Raw genomic sequence first — 15,461 nt, 5'->3', positions numbered from 1 at the left:
GTTCCCCGTCTCATCGAACCGCGGCTGAGAGCGGTGTCACCGCGCCCCCGCCTTTGTTCCTCCCTTCGCTTCCCGCGCCCGCTCCCGCGGCTCGTTCGTCTATCCGATAGCGTCAGTCACCGCCGCTGTCACGGGACTCGTCTCGTCGCCGACCAGCTCGACCCATCGGTACGTGGCGACCGCTCGGGCGACCGCTCGGGGGTCGGGATCGCTCTCCGCGAGCGCGGCGTCCCGTTCGGCGAACAGCGTCCGGAACTGCGCTCCGAGCCACCGTTCCAGCGGGTTCTCGCTCGTCACGAGGGCGTCCACCGACCGGATCGCGCCGTCACGGCCCTCCTCGACCGCGGCGGCGTCGGCCGGGAACAGCGTCTCACCGTCCTCGATGCGCGCGGCGAGGGCGTCGAGCGCGCGCAACCGGACACGGGCGAGCGCCGTTCGGGTGAGCGCCGTCGCCGGGTGGTCGGGGGTCCAGTCGTCGATCGGGACCGGATCGAACCAGAGGTCCTCGAACGTCCGGTAGCTCGCGCGCGACAGGAGCGAGACGCTCGGCGCGTCGCGCGGGATCGGTCGGTCGCCGAGGAACGCGTCCGTCCCGGGGTTCTGCCTGAGTCGCTCGGTGTCGCCCCCGTGGAGCTCTCTGAGTCGCTCGCCGACCTCGGCGCCGACCCGCTCGGCCGCCTCGCGAAGCGGCGCGGCGACCGCCTCCGGCTCGGCGAGCGAGCCCTCGTACCGGTCACGGAGGTGCCGACCGACCTCGACGTGGGACCGCACTCGCTCGACCTCTCCCACCGTCTCCCCGGCCCGCAGCGGGTTCGCGCTCTCGTCGACGCCCGCGGATCCGCCGACGAGGTCCCGGCGCAGCGCGGTGTCGAGCCAGCGCTCGATCGGGCCGTACACGGCCGCCCCGGCGAGAGGAGTCGACGCGCCCCCGGGAAGCGTGTCCAGCGTCGAACCCGCCCGATTCCGGACGGTCCCCACGCTCTCGGTCACCGCTCGCGGGTCGCCCTCGGTCGTCACGCCGGCCCACGTGCCCACCGCGGTCGCGGCGTGGCCGCGCGCGGTCGCGAACCGCTCCGCCCGCCGGAGCGGCGTGGCCGACTCACCGGACGCCGGGAGCGCCTCGCGGGCGGCGTCTCGACTCTCCGTGATCTGCTCGCGGATCGCGCCGTTTGGGAGCGCTGTCGCCGTCAGCGGCTCGGGGATCGGTGCGAGCAGGCGGTCGACGCGATCGGCGAACGACGCCGAGACCTCGCCCCCGATCGACACGGGGACGAGCCGCGGGCGGTCGGGAACGGGCGTCTCGATCGCCCCCGACACCCTGCTCGTGTCGAGGGACGGCGGGTCGTCCCAGAACCCCCGGTCGCGGCCGCGGCCGCCGTCGAGACAGCCGCCGAGCGCGAGCGTTCCGGCGGCCGCCAGCGCGCCGCGGCGGGTGAGGCGGCGCGTCACGAGCCGTCACCTCCGGCGTCCTCGTCGGCGCCCGCTCCGGCGGGTTCCGACCCTCCCAGAGCCGTGTCATTCCCCGGCACGGTCGCGTTCGCGTCGATCCGGTCGTACTCCGTCTCGACGGCTCGGCAGGGCGAACGCCCGCTCGACCCCGATCCGCTGAGCGGCGAATCGAGCGCCGCGGGGAGCCGGAAGAGAAGCCCGACGGCGTCTCGCGTGCCGGTCTCGCAGGCCGCGTCGGGCGGCCGGAGCTCGCGGCAGTACTCGTACTCGACGTGGCCCGGCTCCCACGAGACCGACCGGATCCGGTACCGGTAACACGACCTGATACCGGCGCGGGAGACGAACACCGTCTCGGTGTCGTAATCGGTGTCGTCGAGGAACGATCGGACCCGCGAGCGGTCCTCGTCGGCGACGCCCGGAGCGACCGTCAGCTGGGCCGCCCGGTCGGCGGTCGTCACGAGTTCGCGCGAGAGCGAGACGGGACCGGTGTCGCTATCGCTCTCGGCGGCGAGGTCGAAGAGGGCCGCCTCGCCGCCGGGGTTCCGAACCTTCAGCACGGTCGGATCGCCGTCTCTGCCCGTGGCCGATCCCGGAGTCGATCCGGGTGCGGAGGTCGCGCCGTTACCGAGACAGCCGCCGAGCGCGAGCGCGCCGAGCGACGCGCTCCGGAGGAGGGCTCGCCGCGTGGGGGACATGGGCACGGCTTGGGCCGGTCCCGACAAACGTCTTTTGCCGACCCGGTCCCGCCCGCCGCTCACTCGAACACCGCGTCGAACGCCGACGCGCCGAGGGGGTCAAAGGTTCCGGCGGCGACGTTCTCGCGGAGGTGGTCGAGGTCGCTCGCGCCGACGAGCGACGAGGTGACGCCCGGCGCGCTCCGCGCGAAGTTGAGCGCGCGCTGGGCCGGCGTCTCGCCTGCGAGCGTCGCGTCGACGTCGGTCGGGACCGCGCCCTGGGCGGCGAGTTCGCCCTGTCCGATGCTCGCGCTCGTCACCACGGAGAGCCCGGCCTCGTGGGCGAACTCCAGCGCGGAGACCGGTTCCGCCTCGGGGTCGTCGGCGGCGTCGCCACCGGACGACCGCCGGGTCTCGGGCGGGCGCTGGTTCCGCCGCGTGAACGCGTCCGCCATCGCGACGTTGAAGGGGAGCTGGATCGCCTCGAACCCGTGGTCGTCGTCGGGTCCGACCGCCTCCCCGGCGGCCTCGGCCCGCGAGAGCACCTCCGCGAGCGAGAGGTATCGCTCGTCGCCCTCGGCGACGCGGAACGCGTCCCACGTCGCGACGCCATAGGCCCCGACGTCGCCCGCGGCGCGCCGGCGCTCCAGGAGCTCGAAGGCCGCCTCCAGTCGGTCGTACACCGCGGCTCGCGAGCGCGTCGCGAGCTGCGTCTCCGGGTTGTGGACGTAGTAGCAGTCGACCGAACCGAGCCCGAGCCGGTCGAGCGATCGGTCCAGCGACCACTCCAGGTAGTCGGGATCGATCGCGTGCGCCCCGTTCGCGAGGTCGGCCGACGCGACGATCCCCGGCTCGACGAAGCGCTCGCGGACGAACGCGCCCGGGTCGTCGGGGCGGTCGCCGTCGAACGGGAGGAACCCGCCCTTCGTCGCCACCACGACCGCTTCGCGGTCGATCGGGGAGTCCCGGACCGCCTCGCCCACGACGCGCTCGGCGCGCCCGCACCGGTAGTTGACGGCGGTGTCGACGTGGTTCACGCCGGAGCGGAGCGCGAGGCCGATCGCCTCGCGGTACGCCTCGTCGACCGCGGGAGTTGGGTCGCCGAGGTACGTCCCGAGCCCGATACTGGAGACCACTCCGGGGCCGAACCGCCGGAAGTAGGTGCGGCCGAAGGCGTCGCCGAACTCGTCGCGGTAGTCCCAGAGGGCCTCGCGGGTCGCCATGTGCGTCCGACCGATGGCGCCACGGGGGGAAAAGTCGCGCGGCGCCGGGCCACCGAGCGCGGGGAGCCGATCGTTTCCGGCGCGCGCAACGTGTCAGACGTGCGCACGACACTGACGCAACGACTATACGTCGTCCGAGAGACCCAGAACCAATGGCCTCGCTCACCGACCACCTGTCCGATCTTGTCGCGGACGCCGACGCGGTGCTGCTGTTCTCGCCGACCAGCTCGTTCCACGATCGGTTCGAGGACGGCGACACGGAGGTCGTCGTCGTCGCCCCCGACAACGACGTCGACGCCGAGGTGTTCGTCGAACTCCCCCTCCCGTTCGACAACGTCAAAGACCGGATCCGGTTCGGCATCGAGGGGGCGATGGACGCCGACCTCGTCTCGGCGGGCGACGAGGTGGTCTGTATCGCGTCCGTCTTCGACGGCGGGTCGGACGCGGTGATCCGCGTCACCGTCGACGACACGGTCCACACCGGGATCTACGACCTGTTCGTCAACTCTCGGGCTGAACCGAGCGTGATCCGCGACGTGTTCGAGGTCGCGATCGAACTCGGGCAGAAGGGGCAGAAGGGGAAGCCGGTGGGCGCGCTGTTCGTCGTCGGCGACGCGGGGAAGGTGATGAACAAGTCCCGCCCGCTGTCGTACAACCCCTTCGAGAAGTCGCACGTCCACGTCGGCGACCCCATCGTCAACGTCATGCTCAAGGAGTTCTCGCGGCTGGACGGCGCCTTCGTCGTCTCCGACTCCGGGAAGATCGTCTCCGCGTACCGCTATCTCGAACCCGGCGCGGAGGGCGTCGACATCCCGAAGGGGCTCGGCGCGCGCCACATGTCCGGCGCCGCGATCACCCGCGACACCAACTCGACGTCCATCGTGCTCTCCGAGTCGGACGGGCTCGTGCGGGCGTTTAAGGCGGGAGAACTCGTCTTGGAGATCGATCCGGAGGAGTACTGATCCCCATGTCAGCGGTACCGACGCGCCTCTCCGAGTTCGCCACCGCGGTGCCGGACCGGTTCTGGCTCGCCCTGTTCGTGCTGCTGTTCGGGCTGGTAGCGGCGTACGTCGTCGGCGTGATCAACCGCCGCCTGCTGACCCGCGCCGGGGTCCCGGAGGTGATCGAGGGGACCGCCTTCGAGCGCACCGCCCGCGAGTTCGACACCTCGACGGTACGGATCCTGGCGCAGCTGTCGAGCTACTTCATCGTCGCCGTCGCCCTCATCGTCGCCCTGACCGTCGCCGATGTCAACTACCTCGAGCAGTTCTGGTCGGGCGTCGCCGCGTTCCTCCCGCGGCTGTTCGTCGCCGCCGTCGTCCTCATCGTCGGGATCGTCGTCGGCGACAAGGCGGAGATGCTCGTCGCCGAGCGGCTCCGCGGGATCAAGCTCCCCGAGCTCGGCGTGTTGCCGCCGCTCGTGAAGTACAGCGTCGTGTACGTCGCGACGCTGGTCGCCCTCGGACAGGTCGGCGTCCAGACGCTCGCGCTGATCGTCCTGTTGGCGGCGTTCGCGCTCGCGGTCGTGCTGTTCGCCGCGCTCGCGACGAAGGACCTCGTCGCCAGCGCCGCCGCCGGCGTCTTCCTCCTGCTCCGGCAGCCGTACGGGATCGGCGACGAGGTGCGGGTCGCCGGCGAGCGCGGCATCGTGCAGGAGGTCGACCTGTTCGTCACGCGCATCGAGGCCGACGGCGAGGAGCACGTCGTGCCGAACCACTCGGTGTTCCGCGACGGGATCGTCCTGATTCGGGAGTAGCGACCGTTCTATGCCGTCCGTCGCCCGCCGCCCGGTGCGGAACGCATTTAGCCGACTGTGTTTTAGGCTGGCCTAAAATGAAGCAACACGAGGAGCAACTCGTCGGGGCCCTTTTCGACGCACTGGACACCGAGGAACACGGTGTTGCCAGACGACAGCTGTTGGGTGCGTACGAGTCGAACGCGGCCGGCGGCCGCGACGAGCTGATCGAGGGGCTCGTCTCGGAACTGGTCGCCGTTCTCAACGACCGCCTCACGCGGCGCGAGGGCGTGGACGCGCTCACCGACGCGATAGGGTTCCTCGTCGATCGGTTCACCTCGGTGGTGGAGGTCGCGCCCGTCGCGATCGTCGTCGTCGACCCCGACGGAACGGTGCAACTCTGGAACGACGGGGCGGAGCGGCTCTTCGGTTGGTCGGAGTCCGACGCGCTCGGACATCGGTTGCTCTCTTCGGAGTCGGACGCGTCCGACGCGTTCGTCTCGTCCCTCTCGCGGCTCGCGGACGGTGAGCGCCTGACCGGTATCGAGGCGCGTCACCCGCACCGCGACGGGTCGTTGATCGACATCCGGTTCTGGGCGGCGCCGTTACACGATCGCGACGGCGAGTTCACCGGCGCGACGTACGTTGCAACCGACATCGGAGAGCGAAAGCGACGCGAGCAGCGACTGACGGTGCTCAACCGTGTGTTGCGACACAACATCCGGAACGACGTGAACGTCGTCACCGGGCACCTCGAAGCGCTCGCCGCCGACCGTCCGGACGACGACCCGCACGTCGAGGCGATGGAACGACGGCTCTCGAGCATCGTCGATCTGAGTGACGCCGCCAGACACCTCGAGCGACTCGACGGGCCCGAGGCGGAGGCGAGCCGGACGGCGTACGACCTCTCGTCTCTCGTTGCGGAACGAGCCGACGACCTCCGAACCGTTCGTCGACCGGTCGATCTCACGGTCAGAACGCCGGACGAAGTCGAGGTCACGGCCCACGAACTCCTTCCGTACGCGCTCGACAACTTACTGGAAAACGCGGTCGAACACAACGAGTCGGCGTCGCCTCGCGTCCGCGTGACGGTCCGTGAGAGCGGCGACCGGGCGTCGGTCACCGTCGCCGACGACGGTCCGGGGCTTCCGTCCCACGAACGCGAGGTGTTGACGAGATCGGAGGAGACCCAACTGACCCACAGCACCGGGTTGGGGCTCTGGCTGGTCCGGTGGATCGTCCGCGCCTCCGGCGGCGAGTTCCGGGTCGAAGACAGCGACTTCGACGGCACCGCGGTGACGGTGATTCTCCACGGATGACCGCCCTCTCGGACCGACCTCGCCGTTCCCACGCCGTGGGACCAGCTATCACGATATAACTCCGTTGGGGACCGACAGCTACCTATGAGCCACGATGCCACCGCCGCCTGCGACGGCTGGGACGGCAGCGAGTGCGAGGGGACGGTCCACTGTCCGCCGCGCTGTCCGCGCTTCGTTGACAAGCAGGGGGCCCGGTGGACGCTCCGCCCCGCGGCCGACGAGGACGCCGCGGCCCTCGCGGAGATGTACGAGGCGTTCGGGACCGCCGACCGCGCGCAGGGGCTCCCGCCGGTGACCCGGAGCCGCCGCGCCGACTGGATCGAGTCGATGCTCGCCGAGGGGAGCAACGTCGTCGCCGAGCGGGACGGCGAGCTGTTCGGCCACGCGATGTACACGCCGACCGACGCGGCCCGCCCCGAACTCGCCGTCTTCGTCCACCCCTCGATGCAGGGGCGCGGCGTGGGGACGGAGCTCTGTAAACACGTCATCGCCGACGCGGTCGCCGGCGGGCGCGAGGGGCTCGAACTCCACGTCGAGAGCGGGAACCGGGTCGCGCGGAGCGTCTACCGGACGGTCGGCTTCGAACTCGCCGAGCGTAGGGGGGACATCCGGATGGCGCTCGACCTCGACGACTCGATCGCGACCGAGGTCCGCTGGCCGCCGCTCGCCCGCGAGGGACCGGACGATCCGATTCCCCGTGAGCTGGTCCCGATCGAGCTCGACCGCGCGCCGGCCGCCGGCGCCGACGACTAAGAACGGTTCGGGAGGCGGCTTTCGGGGGCACCGACCGCAACGATTAGGCCCCGCGGACCCCACGATACCGTAGCCGTGGAGGACGCCATCGAGTGGCTGCGGAACCGGCCGTTCTACGAGGGACAGATCGCGGAGCACCGCCGCCTGCCCGCCCGCGAGCCGGCCTATCGGGACATCGACCTCGCGCCCCGGATGGCCGACGCGCTCGCGAAAGCGGGGATCGACCGCCTCTACCGCCACCAGGCCGAGGCGATCGAGGTGGTCCGCGACGGCGACGACGCCGTGCTCGCCACCGAGACCGCGAGCGGGAAGTCGCTGGCGTACACCGTCCCCGCCTTCGAGGCCGCGATGGACCACGGGGGCCGAACGCTCTATATCGGTCCCCAGAACGCGCTGATCGCGGACCAGGAGGAGTCGCTGTCGGACCTCGCGCACGGGCTCGGATTCGGCAGCGGCGTCTCCGTCGAGTCGTACACGGGCCGGCTCTCGCGATCGGAGAAGCGCGAGGTGCGCGGCCGCGAGCCGACCGTCCTCCTCTCGAACCCGGACATGCTCCACTACGCGCTGTTGCCGTACGCCGGGCGCCTGTGGGACTGGTTCTTCTCGTCGCTGGAGTACGTCGTGATCGACGAGGTGCACAGCTACCGCGGGGTGTTCGGCTCGCAGGTCGCGCTGACCTTGCGCCGGCTCGCCCGGACCTGCGAGCGGTTCGGGTCGAGCCCGCAGTTCGTCTGCTGTTCGGCGACGATCAACAACCCGGTCGAGCACGTCGCGACCGTGACCGGGCGCGACCCGGAGGGAATCGCGCTCGTCGACGAGGACACGTCGGGGCGAGGGCCGCGCGACTGGGTGCTGTGGAACCCCCCGGAGTATGACGACGACTGGGCCGAGCGCGGCAGCGGTCGCCGGAAGTCGAGCCACGCCGAAAGCAAACGGCTGTTCGTCGATCTCGTCACGGCGGGCGCGCAGACGCTGGCGTTCACGCGCGCCAGACAGACCGCGGAGCAGTACGCCACCGACAGCGCGAGCGACCTCCGGGAGCGGGGCGAGCGCGACCTCGCGGGGAAGGTCGGCGCCTATCAGGCCGCGCTGACCGACGACCGGCGCCGCGAGATCGAGGCCGACCTCCACGCCGGCGACCTCCGGGGGGTCTGGTCGACGAGCGCCCTCGAACTCGGCGTCGACGTGGGCGGGCTCGACGCCGTAATCTTGGACGGCTACCCGGGCACGCGGATGTCGGCGTTCCAGCGCGCAGGGCGGGCGGGCCGCGGCGACGACCCGGCGCTCGTGGTGATGGTCGGCGGCGAGGACCAGCTCGACCAGTACCTCATGCGCAACCCGGCCGACTTCTTCGAGGCGCCGCCGGAGGACGCGATCTGCGACCCCGAGAACGACCGGATCCTCCCCGGTCACGTCGCCTGCGCGGCCGACGAGAGCTGGCTCTCGCCGGACGACGAGCGGTTCTTCGGCGGGTCGTTCCCCGGCGTCGTCGCGGACCTGACCGAGGAGGGGACCCTGAACAGGCGAGAGGTCGCCGACGGGACCCGGTGGACGCACGCCGGCTCGTCGAGCCCGCAGCAGTCGGTGAGCCTGCGGACCGCCGGGGACCGCGAGGTCGACCTGATCGACGTCTCGCGCGACGAGACGGTCGCCTCGCTCGGCTTCGCCGACGCGCTCCGAGACGCGCACCCCGGCGCGATCTACCACCAGCAGGGCCGAACGTACGAGGTCGCGAACATCGACCTCGACCGCGACGTGGCCGAGCTGCAGTCCTCCTGGGCCGACTACTACACGCGGCCGCTCACCGAGAAGGACATCGTCGTGAACGCGGACCTCGGTGAGCGCGAGCTGTCGGCCCGCCCGGACGTACCGGTCCGGTTCGCGGACGTGACGGTGACGGAGCGGATCACGGGGTTCGTCCGGAAGGACGCCACGACCGGCGAGTCGCTCGGCGAGTCGACGCTGGACCTCCCGGAGACGACGCTGCGGACGAAGGCGCTGTACTTCCCGGTTCCGGCCGATATCGAGTCGGAGATGCGGGCGCTCGGGGGTCGGATGGAGGACGAGGACGCGGAGGGAACAGGCGACGCGGAGGGAACAGGCGACGCGGAGGCGTCGACCGACGGCGGAGAAACCCTTTCCGGCGGCGAGCACGCCTTCAACGGCGGGATCCACGCGGCCGAACACGGGATCATCTCGCTGTTCCCGTTCCACCTGCTCTGCGACCGCGCCGACGTGGGCGGGATCTCGACGCCGTACCACCCCCACACCGAGGCGCCCGCGGTGTTCGTCTACGACGGCCACCCCGGCGGCGTCGGCCTCACGCGTCGCGGCCACGAGCGGATCGAGGAGCTGATGAGCCGGACCGCTCGCCTGATCGACACCTGCGACTGCGGGAGCGGCTGTCCCGCGTGCGTCCAGTCGCCCCACTGCGGCAACGCCAACGAGCCGCTGGCGAAGGCGCCGGCGGTGCGGCTGTTGGAGGGGCTGACGGGCGCGGGCGAGTGACCCGGCTCGGAAGTCGCCGCCGGTGCGAGACGGTCCCGCCGACCGTCAGTCGAAGAGCGCGTTGAGGACCACCCAGCGATCACACCAGAGCTGGTATCCCAGCGAGGCGGCGAACGCGAGGAGGAAGAGGCTCACCCAGAGCAGCGGCTCGACCATCGAGACCACCGGAACGCCGACGAGCGTGGCGAAAATCACGAACAGCGAGAGCAGCCCCAGCATACTGTAGTACTCGCTCCACGTGATCCCGTACGGCGTGACCACCTCCATGTACACGTCGACTGTGCGGGCGTCCTCCGTGAGTCGGATTGTCTTCCGACCGGAGTCGTACTCGACGATCCCGCGTCTGTCGAGCTTCGGGAGATGCGTCTGGTGGAGCGAGTTGTAGACGCTGTTTCGAATGCCCTTCGGTGGCGGCGACTCACCGGTCTCGTGTTCGGCGATGGCCTCCGCGACCTCGCGCAGCGTGGTCGCGCCCACGGTGTCTTGGAGGTGCTTGATGACCTGTCGCCTGCGTTCGTTACGGAGCAGATCGTGGATCTCAGTCTCTGGAAGCTCCGCGTAACGGTTTGTTATTGCCATCTGTGGTGTCTCGCTCACCGGCTGTCAACCGGATGTCATCAACACACACAGCAGCATGTACCATAAGAAATTGGAGCCTGTAACGAGACCGCCGAGCTTCAGGTTACGCCCGATACACAACGAGCAAATGCTACCGGATTTCTCCCGATACTCACTGCTTCGAATTGCGGTTCGACGGCTCGCCTCCGTCACCGGCGGAGAGTCGTAATCGACCGTTAGCTGCGATCCCTTCGGCGGTATGCTGTTCTTACTCACGCGATCTATCGGTTCGAATCCGCTCCCGTCTCGGGATCGTTCTCGTGACACCCGCATCGCCGTTCGGTCCGTTCCGAGCCGATGAGGACCGCACTCTCCCCGCCATCAACGGCTCATTAGCGGGCCAAACATCCGGTTTCGTCACGCAATGCTCTCGTTTCCTCTCACATGGTGTGATTGGCTAAGGGGGTGGCTATTGTGGCCGTTTACTAATCCCCACCGGGAGCGGATCGGGGCCGACCACGATGACGAACGAGCCATCCGAACCCCACCGACACGCCGCACTTCGACCGCGTGAGTGCCGCGACCGCGATCGGCTCGGTCCCGCGTCGTCGACGCCGACCGAGCCGACGTGGCGGCCGGAGACGGGGCACGATCGCGACAGAATCGAGATCGGGAACGAGCGCCGAGAGCCGGAGAGACGGAGGGGACCGAGAGCCGGAGAGACACGATGAGTCCGAACGAGTCACCGAACGAGCGCGACGGTGCCGGCGTCGACGCGCTCCAAACGGTCGAGGGTCGGATTTGGGGGCGCCGGCTCCTGAGCAAGCGAAACGTCCTCCGGCTGCTGATACTGTCGTTCGTCCTCTTTCCGGTCGTCTCCTGTCTGCTGCGGATCTGATCGGCTCCAAGTGGAACCGGGGTCGCCGGAAGCGCAGGTGGGCGGCGAGCAGGCACAAGCGACTTGCCGCCTCCGCGCGAGGCGCACGCATGGCGTTCGATCTCGACGAGGCCGCGGACCCCGCAGCGCGGACGATGGAATGGCTCGTCCTCGGTGCGGCGTACTTCCTGCTGCTCCTGTTTCTCATCGGCGTCTTCGATCTGTTCGTCTCGCTGTTCCGATTGCTCGTTGCGGGGAACTTCACCGACCCCGTCGAGGTGGTCGGCCTGCTCGACAGCGTGCTGCTGTTGCTCATCATCGTCGAGGTCCACCGGACGCTCGTGGCGCACGCCAGGGGCAAGCCCGTCCTCCGAATCGTCGTGAGCGCCGCGATCATCGCCGTCGCCCGACGCGCGATCAGCTTCCGGCTGGAGGATTACGGCTCGGGCGAGGAGACGGTCCTCGCGGCGCTCTCGATCTCCCTGTTGGTGCTCGCTCTCACGGTCGGCTACTTCCTCTTGGACCGAGTGAGCGTCCCCGGTCGCCCCGAGCTGTGAATCGGATTCGCCGACGGACTGGAAGCGCCGCCCCCGCGACCCCGCCGGTGGTTTGACGGTGCTCGCAGCCGTGCCGCTCCCATGGAGCTGTTCTGTCACCGACGGGACCTCAGGCTCGCCGACAACGTCGGGCTCGCGGCCGCCGCCGACCGGGGCGAGGTCGCCGGCGCCTTCGTCTTCGACCCCGACGTGCTCGACCACGCGAGCGACGTGCGGGTCCGCCGCCTGCTCGACGGGCTCGCGGCGCTCCGGGACGACTACCGCGACCGCGGCAGCGACCTCCTCGTCGCTCGGGGCGACCCGGAGTCCATCCTGCCCGATCTGGCCGACGCCGTCGACGCCGACCGCGTCGTCTGGAACCGGGACTACTCGGGGCTCGCTCGGGAGCGGGACGCGGGCGTTCGCAAGGCCCTCAACGACTCTGGGGTCGAGCGCGAGGCGCACCACGACGCGGTCCTTCACGAGCCGGACTCGATCCGGACCAACGCCGGCGACCCGTACTCGGTGTACACCTACTACTGGAAGAAGTGGACCGATCGCGAGACCGACTCGCCGGCCCCGACGCCGGCGGCGGGCGACCTCGTCGACGTCGGCGCGCTGACCGCGGCGGTGGGGGACGATGGCGCCGTCGCAGACGGCGGCGCCGAGACCGACCGCGTCGCCGTCGGTGACCTCCCGTCTCCGGCGGACCTCGGGTTCGACGCGCCCGACGCCGAGGTCGGTCCCGCCGGCACCGAGGCGGCCAGAGGGCGCCTCGACGACTTCCTCGACGAGCCGGTGTTCTCCTACGAGGCCGAGCGCGACTACCCGGCCCGCGAGGCGACTTCCCGGCTCTCGGCCTTCCTGAAGTACGGTGAGATCGGGATCAGGGAGACGTACGAGGCGACCGAGCGCGCGCTGGCGGCGGCCCAGTCCGAGGGCGACGAGGAGCGCGTCGAGAGCGTCGAGGAGTTCCAACAACAGCTCGCGTGGCGGGAGTTCTACACGCAGGTGTTGTACCACAACCCCGAGGTCGTCACCGAGAACTACAAGGAGTACGAGGAGGGGATCGAGTGGCGCGACGACCCCGACGAGATCACAGCGTGGACACGCGGGGAGACGGGGTACCCCATCGTCGACGCCGGGATGCGCCAGCTTCGCGAGGAAGCGTTCATGCACAACCGCGTGCGGATGATCGTCGCCTCCTTCCTCACGAAGGACCTGCTCGCCGACTGGCGCCACGGCTACGACCACTTCCGGGAGCACCTCGCGGACCACGACACCGCCAACGACAACGGCGGGTGGCAGTGGGCGGCCTCCACGGGGACCGACGCCCAGCCCTACTTCCGCATCTTCAACCCGATGACGCAGGGGGAGCGCTACGACCCAGAGGCCGAGTACATCACGGAGTACGTCCCCGAACTCCGGGGGCTCGACGCCGACCTGATCCACGAGTGGCACGAGCTGTCGCCGACCCAGCGCGCGAACGTGGCGCCGGAATACCCGGAGCCGATCGTCGACCACTCGGAGCGGCGGGAGGAGGCGTTAGCGATGTATAAGCGGGCGCGCGGCGAGGATCCGGAGGAGTAACTGGAAGTCAGTGAAGTATGCACCGTTGCCGTGACAGTGAACACCTCCAAAGCCCCAACCGACCGCACCGCCGGAAGACGGTCGCCTCGCTTCGCTCGGCGCTGCGACTTCCGTGCTCCCGCTCGCTACCGCTCGCGGGAACGCGACCGCACCTCTCGCCTCCCCAGCCTCGTCGGTCACTCTCCGCTTCGCTCCGAGTGACCGACTCCAGCGAGGGACCAACGGTCCCTCTGGCAGTCGGGCTCCGCCCGACGACCTCGCGCGTGCGCTTCGCGTCCTTCGGACGCTCGGCGGCACGCGCCACCGTACCGCCGCCTTCGATTAAAACAGCGCCTCGCTCTCGTCGAGGACGCGCGCCGGGCCGCCGACCTCCCAGACGTCGGTGTCGATGCCGATCTCGGCGATCCGGCTTTCGACTTCGTCGACGTGGTCGGCCAGCGTGTTCACGTACACCGAGGCGCCGGTGTCCGTCGAGAAGTAGACCGGGACGCCCTCCTCGCGGAGTTCGCGGACGGCGTTGAACACGGCGATCGTCTCGGGCTGCCAGTACACCCAGCCCGCGGGGCCGGTCATGGTGGTGGCCGTCAAGGAGAGGGAGTCGTGTTCGGCGGTCTCGAAGATCCGGTCGAACTCGCCCTCTCGCAGGGCGTCGGTCATCTCGACGAGCTGGTCCTGCACGTGTGCGGTCCGCGCCTGCATCATGTGGCTCGCGGCGGCCTCGCGGTGGGCCTCCTCCGTCTCCTTGTAGGCGGGGACGTGCGCGGCGACGATCCGGAGGTCCTCCTCGGGGTCGAAGCCGTCGTCGCTCACGCCCACGTCGAGCCGGTACGAGCGGCAGTCCTCGTCGTTGAGCCCGGCGTCGAGCCGGGAGTAGGCGCCCGTGACCGAGCGCGCCGCGGAGGAGGAGCCGCGGCGGGCGACGGTGGAGACCTCGGGGAGGGACATATCGAGGCCGGCGGCCTCCGTCAAGGCGAGCGCGGCGGCCGCGAAGCCCGACGACGAGGAGCCGAAGCCGATGTTCGACGGGAAGGAGTTCTCGCTCTCCAGCCGGACCGCGGCGTCGACGCCGGCCAGCTCGCGGACGTGGTCGACGACCATGTCGATGCGCTCGGCGGCGCGCCCGTCGACCGCCTCGCCGCCGATGACGTAGGTGTCCTCGCTCGCGTCGGGCTGCCACTCGACGGTGGTCGTCGTCGCGGTCGGGGCGGTACAGAGGCTGATGCTGTCGTGGTACGGGAGCCGCAGTTCCTCGTCGCGCATCCCGTGGTACTTGACGAGCCCCTGGATCGGGTGGGCTCGCGCGGTGGCCTTCTCGGTCATACCTCGGGAAGCGTCCGGCGGGGGATTAGTCGTTGCGATGGTCTCTTCTCGGACTCAGCGTCGGTCAGTCGCATCGTTCGGGCGACCGACCTCGTCCTGCTCGAACGAGCGATTCGAGTTCGTCGGCCTCGTCTTCGGAGAGAATCCCCGCGACCTCCGTCCACGACCGCTCGCCGGCGATCCGCTTGACCACGTCCGAAAACGACTCTCCCTCCCGCTTGTGTGCCTTGAGCCGCTCGTAGGCCTCCTCGTCGAGCGAGATCGTTTTCGTCGACATCACGGTACACAGTCACATGTGTTCAGTTATAAATGACAGCGCCGTTTTCGGTTCGCTTCGCTCCCTTCCGTCCCCGCGACGGCGACGCGATCGAGGGGAACCCTTTTTGACTGGTCGGCCGATACTCCGCTTCATGACCGAGTACACCGTCGAGTTCGTCGGCACCGGCGAGACGATCGAGGTGGCCGACACGGAGACGATCCTCAGCGCCTGCATCGAGGAGGGGATCGCTCAGGAGTACTCCTGCCGCGTCGGGATGTGTCTCGCCTGCTCCGCGGAGATCGTCGACGGCGAGGTGACCCAGCCGGCGGCCCGCGGGCTCACCGACGAGGAGGCCGAGGAGTACGCGCTCACCTGCATGGCGCGACCGCAGTCCGACCTGCAACTCGACCGCGGGAAGTACCCGCCGAGCATCGAGGACGACGCGGCGACCGAGGCGGGCGCCGGAGACGGTGCGGCGGCCGACGACGACTGAGACGTACTTTGCGGTCGGGGTGTCGTTTTTAAGTGGAACAGGATCTGTTTCGGATTACTCGGTTATTTATAAACTGCTGTTCGCGGATCGACGGCGAACACCTCCAAAGCCCCAGCCGTGAGGGCGGCGCACGCTCGCTGCGCTCCTCAGTCGCTCGTTTCACTCGC

At 69.9% G+C, this 15,461-nt stretch carries 15 protein-coding genes; 9 read left to right on the top strand and 6 right to left on the bottom strand.

The genetic code is table 11. The features are described 5' to 3' along the window. Positions 1 to 99: 99 nt before the first annotated feature. Genes C471_RS01160 through C471_RS01150 form a run of 3 tightly spaced genes read right to left on the bottom strand, consistent with a single transcriptional unit; the run spans position 100 to position 3,346 of the window. Complete coding sequence (locus C471_RS01160; RefSeq protein ID WP_004045923.1) at positions 100 to 1,449, bottom strand: hypothetical protein; 1,350 nt, start codon at positions 1,447 to 1,449, stop codon at positions 100 to 102. Further along, entirely contained in the window at positions 1,446 to 2,144 is a 699-nt protein-coding gene (locus tag C471_RS01155) for a hypothetical protein (RefSeq protein ID WP_004045922.1), read from the bottom strand. Before C471_RS01155 ends, C471_RS01160 begins: the two co-directional genes overlap by 4 nt. Positions 2,145 to 2,203: 59 nt before the next feature. Next, positions 2,204 to 3,346: an aldo/keto reductase gene (locus tag C471_RS01150; RefSeq protein ID WP_004045921.1), complete on the bottom strand. Its 1,143-nt coding sequence runs from the start codon at positions 3,344 to 3,346 to the stop codon at positions 2,204 to 2,206. Positions 3,347 to 3,498: 152 nt separating this feature from the next. On the opposite strand from C471_RS01150, the gene dacZ reads away from it, so the two are divergent. The 5 genes from dacZ (at position 3,499) to C471_RS01125 (ending at position 9,661) form a co-directional block, all read left to right on the top strand. Beyond that, the gene (dacZ, locus tag C471_RS01145; protein WP_004045920.1) at positions 3,499 to 4,308 is read left to right on the top strand and encodes a diadenylate cyclase DacZ; all 810 of its coding nucleotides are present in this window, start codon (positions 3,499 to 3,501) and stop codon (positions 4,306 to 4,308) included. A 5-nt stretch (positions 4,309 to 4,313) separates the two neighbouring features. Further along, the gene (locus C471_RS01140) at positions 4,314 to 5,102 is read left to right on the top strand and encodes a mechanosensitive ion channel family protein (protein ID WP_004045919.1); all 789 of its coding nucleotides are present in this window, start codon (positions 4,314 to 4,316) and stop codon (positions 5,100 to 5,102) included. A 77-nt stretch (positions 5,103 to 5,179) separates the two neighbouring features. After that, positions 5,180 to 6,400, top strand: a complete 1,221-nt coding sequence (locus C471_RS01135) for a sensor histidine kinase (protein ID WP_004045918.1) — start codon at positions 5,180 to 5,182, stop codon at positions 6,398 to 6,400. An 84-nt stretch (positions 6,401 to 6,484) separates the two neighbouring features. Further along, the gene (locus C471_RS01130) at positions 6,485 to 7,153 is read left to right on the top strand and encodes a GNAT family N-acetyltransferase (RefSeq protein ID WP_004045917.1); all 669 of its coding nucleotides are present in this window, start codon (positions 6,485 to 6,487) and stop codon (positions 7,151 to 7,153) included. A gap of 75 nt (positions 7,154 to 7,228) precedes the next feature. Then, positions 7,229 to 9,661 carry a DEAD/DEAH box helicase gene (locus tag C471_RS01125; protein ID WP_004045916.1) on the top strand — a complete coding sequence of 811 codons (2,433 nt, stop codon included), beginning with the start codon at positions 7,229 to 7,231 and terminating at the stop codon, positions 9,659 to 9,661. A gap of 45 nt (positions 9,662 to 9,706) precedes the next feature. On the opposite strand, the gene C471_RS01120 is transcribed toward C471_RS01125, so the two are convergent. Next, positions 9,707 to 10,240, bottom strand: coding sequence for a DUF7344 domain-containing protein (locus C471_RS01120; RefSeq protein WP_004045915.1), 534 nt, complete (start codon positions 10,238 to 10,240; stop codon positions 9,707 to 9,709). Positions 10,241 to 10,946: 706 nt separating this feature from the next. On the opposite strand from C471_RS01120, the gene C471_RS17330 reads away from it, so the two are divergent. The 3 genes from C471_RS17330 to C471_RS01105 all read left to right on the top strand — a co-directional run bounded on the left by C471_RS17330 (position 10,947) and on the right by C471_RS01105 (position 13,222). Continuing rightward, on the top strand, positions 10,947 to 11,117 hold the full coding sequence (locus tag C471_RS17330) for a hypothetical protein (protein ID WP_160163119.1): 171 nt from the start codon (positions 10,947 to 10,949) through the stop codon (positions 11,115 to 11,117). A gap of 89 nt (positions 11,118 to 11,206) precedes the next feature. Next, complete coding sequence (locus tag C471_RS01110; RefSeq protein WP_004045913.1) at positions 11,207 to 11,653, top strand: phosphate-starvation-inducible PsiE family protein; 447 nt, start codon at positions 11,207 to 11,209, stop codon at positions 11,651 to 11,653. 81 nt (positions 11,654 to 11,734) lie between these two features. Next, a complete protein-coding gene (locus C471_RS01105; RefSeq protein WP_004045912.1) occupies positions 11,735 to 13,222 on the top strand; it encodes a cryptochrome/photolyase family protein in 1,488 nt (495 codons plus the stop codon). 321 nt (positions 13,223 to 13,543) lie between these two features. On the opposite strand, the gene mvaD is transcribed toward C471_RS01105, so the two are convergent. Both mvaD and C471_RS01095 read right to left on the bottom strand, forming a co-directional pair. Beyond that, positions 13,544 to 14,542, bottom strand: a complete 999-nt coding sequence (gene mvaD, locus C471_RS01100; RefSeq protein ID WP_004045911.1) for a phosphomevalonate decarboxylase MvaD — start codon at positions 14,540 to 14,542, stop codon at positions 13,544 to 13,546. A gap of 64 nt (positions 14,543 to 14,606) precedes the next feature. Beyond that, on the bottom strand, positions 14,607 to 14,819 hold the full coding sequence (locus C471_RS01095) for an antitoxin VapB family protein (protein ID WP_004045910.1): 213 nt from the start codon (positions 14,817 to 14,819) through the stop codon (positions 14,607 to 14,609). A gap of 133 nt (positions 14,820 to 14,952) precedes the next feature. Here C471_RS01095 and C471_RS01090 point away from each other — a divergent pair, with 133 nt between their 5' ends. Continuing rightward, positions 14,953 to 15,294, top strand: a complete 342-nt coding sequence (locus C471_RS01090) for a 2Fe-2S iron-sulfur cluster-binding protein (protein ID WP_004045909.1) — start codon at positions 14,953 to 14,955, stop codon at positions 15,292 to 15,294. The last annotated feature ends 167 nt before the right edge of the window (positions 15,295 to 15,461 follow it).

Source organism: Halorubrum saccharovorum DSM 1137 (assembly GCF_000337915.1).
In the GTDB taxonomy this organism is placed as follows: Archaea; Halobacteriota; Halobacteria; order Halobacteriales; family Haloferacaceae; genus Halorubrum; species Halorubrum saccharovorum.
Note: the sequence above shows the minus strand (reverse complement) of the source record. Positions and strands in the feature narration are given on the sequence as shown.